The sequence below is a fragment of the Shewanella hafniensis genome (genome assembly GCF_019655335.1).
Lineage (GTDB): Bacteria > Pseudomonadota > Gammaproteobacteria > Enterobacterales > Shewanellaceae > Shewanella > Shewanella hafniensis.
On the sequence record NZ_BPFD01000151.1, the window covers coordinates 1 to 3,120 of the forward strand.

2 protein-coding genes are annotated in these 3,120 nt (G+C 39.5%); both read left to right on the forward strand.

Translation table 11 applies throughout. The features are described from left to right. On the forward strand, window positions 1–2,400 hold a 2,400-nt coding region (locus tag K5Q99_RS21490; RefSeq protein WP_220778082.1), incomplete at its 5' end, for an EAL domain-containing protein. A 109-nt stretch (window positions 2,401–2,509) separates the two neighbouring features. After that, window positions 2,510–2,956, forward strand: coding sequence for a hypothetical protein (locus tag K5Q99_RS21495; RefSeq protein ID WP_220778083.1), 447 nt, complete (start codon window positions 2,510–2,512; stop codon window positions 2,954–2,956). Window positions 2,957–3,120: the final 164 nt, after the last annotated feature.

Here is a 3,120-nt window from a genome sequence, read left to right on the forward strand (position 1 = left end):
TATTCAGACTATCCATTTACACTGAAGTTCAACTCTCCGAAGTCAAGCCATAAACATATTGAATACTTTTACAACCTAAATGGTCTATCTGATACATGGATTACTGCAAAAGGCACAAACTCTGCAACCTATACAAACCTCTCTCCTGGTCATTATATTTTTAATGTATTTGGTGAGAACCCTGTCACCGGAGTAAAAGGTCCAGTAAATTCTCTTAATATTTATATATCCCCTCCGTGGTGGCTATCTTATTGGGCAAAATTAATTTATTTCATAACTGTTTTGCTCGTAGCTTTTTTTATTATAAAAGCTGTGTTACGAAAAAGAGAAGTGCAACGCCAAATAGCGCTCAGTGAAGAAAGATTAAAACTTTCCTTATGGGGAAGTGGTGATGAAATGTGGGACTGGGATATAGAAACTGGCAACATTTTCCGCTCAAATATCTGGGGAGCACTTGAATTTCCGCGTGATGGACATCGCTCGGGTAAATCGGATGAAGAGAGTAATATACATCCAATGGATCAAGAACGTGTCCGAGAAGCGCTCAATAAGCATTTTTATGGTGAAACAGATCATTTCGAAGCCGCATACCGAGTTAAAGGTAAAGACGGCAATTGGGTATGGATCTTAGACCGCGCCAAAATTGTAGAACGTGATGACAAAGATAATGCCCTGCGAATGACTGGAACGATTAAGAATATTAGTCAATTTAAACAAAAAGAAGAGCAACTAAAACTCTTTGAAAAGGCTATTGAAAATATTTCGGAAGGCATGTTTATCCTAGACAGCGAATACCGCTTTGTCGAAGTTAATGAAGCTTGCTGTAAGATTTCATTACGTAACCGAACTGATTTTATTGGTAACTTACTCACATTTGATTTATATCCTGAAACCTTCTCCACCCAAATCAGAACCATGCTGAAGCAACAAGGTCGCTGGGCGAATGAAGTCGAAGCAGCCAGAGGAGATAAAAGTCACTTCCATATGGAGCTCACTATCGATGCTATCTATGATGAGTTAGGCGAATTATCACACTATGTCGGGGTTTTCTCGGATATTTCGAGACGGAAACAGCAAGAAGAAGAGCTTAGAAAACTAACCAATAATGATCTCTTAACCGGACTCCCAAATCGCTCCAACTTACAAGTGACCTTAAGTAACCTAGTGAATCGAGAAATAGCCCATGCGCTAATGGTGCTTGATCTTGATAATTTTAAACGTATTAATGATTCCTTAGGTCACCAAATTGGAGATATGTTATTAAAGCTCGTTGCAGCCCGCATTAAGTCCTTACTTCCTAAAAGTACCAGTATTTACCGTCTAGGCGGAGATGAATTCGCCATTGTATTAGATAAATGCTCAGATATAAGCGCCAGCGCTGCGATTGCTAACCGTATTATCGAAGGGTTAAAACCCGCTTTTGAAGTGAGTAATGAACAACTAGTCCTAGGATTAAGTATTGGTATAGTGCTATTCCCAGAAGACGAGCAAAGCGAGCAAGCATTACTGAGGAAAGCTGACATTACTATGTACCATGCTAAGTCAGCGGGGGGGAATTGCTATCAGTTTTATTCAGAGTCATTAAATCAACATGCGATTAGGCAGTTAGAAATAGAGAATCTCATCCGTGAAGGCTTAAAAGATGATCTATTTGAAGTTTATTATCAGCCTAAGGTTGATCTTAAGCGCGGTAAAATTGCAGGCATGGAGGCTTTAGTCAGATTAAATCATCCAGTACATGGCTTGATACCCCCAAATGATTTTATTCCACTTGCTGAAGAAAACGGCTTAATTGTTGAAATTGGTGAAATCGTCTTACGCAAAGCCTGTTTCGCAGCGCAGAAATGGCGTGAACAAGGAATATTCAGCGGCAGAGTCGCCGTCAATTTATCGTCACGTCAATTTGCACTTCCCGATATTCAACAGCGAATAGAGTCAATTTTAAGGCTCACCAAACTCCCCGCTTGTCACCTTGAATTAGAAATAACCGAAGGTACTGTCATTAAGCAGCCGGAAACGGCGATTATTGTCATGCAGCAACTGGCTAAAATGGGCGTTAGTTTGGCACTCGATGATTTCGGCACTGGCTACTCGTCTCTTTCATACTTAAAACGTTTCCCGATTCATACTTTAAAAATTGATAAAGCTTTTGTTGACGATATTGATAAGTCTGATCGCGATCTCAAAATGGTCGATTCTATTATCACTATCGCCCATAACATGGGGCTTTCTGTTGTGGGAGAAGGGGTAGAACAAGCAGCACAATTGAACATTTTACGGGCACTTAACTGTGAAGAGATCCAAGGCTATATCTTTAGTAAAGCTATAAAAGAGACCGAATTTACCCTGCTACTCCAAGAAGACATGATAAAGCCAAACACCAAAAGCAACATTAATTAATCATTTAACTCTCAATTAGATTTCGATTTACAACATTGGCACAACAAGTGCAATAGCACTATCAGTGTCAATAATAAATCAATATCAACTACCCTGAGAGATAATTAGAATGATTAAAGGAATATTCACTGTTGTAGCATTAACATCATCGCTTGCTGCTGTAAGTAATCTTACTTCCTTAGATAGCATAGATACCTTCTCAGCAGTACCTAATGTACGTTTTAAATCTATAGAATTTACTGCCGTTCCAAATGTTCGCTTCAAACAAACTGAAGTTGCAGCCGTTCCAAATGTTCGCTTCAAGCATATTGAAGTTACTGCCGTGCCAAACGTTCGCTTCAAGCATATTGAAGTTGCTGCCGTACCAAATGTTCGCTTCAAACAATCTGAAGTTGCTGCCGTTCCAAATGTTCGCTTCAAGGATATTGAAGTTGCTGCCGTACCAAACGTTCGCTTCAAGCATATTGAAGTTGCTGCAGTTCCAAATGTTCGCTTCAAGCATATTGAAGTTGCTGCCGTACCAAATGTTCGTTTTACCGAAACAACTTTTGCTTAATAGAAATTTTTTATTAAGGAGCTAACATGCTAAATTCAATCAAAAAAGCACTCGGTTTATCCAAGCCAGCGCGTAAAAAAGTTAAGTTGCCTGAAGGCTTAAACCACCTTGAAGTGATTTCTGCGAAAGGTTGGTGGAACTAATTTAAGTCATGTAGCCATGAG

Coding starts and splice junctions, on each gene's coding strand:
- K5Q99_RS21495 (WP_220778083.1), top strand. CDS start 2,510: ATGATTAAAGGAATATTCACTGTTGTAGCATTAACATCATCGCTTGCT.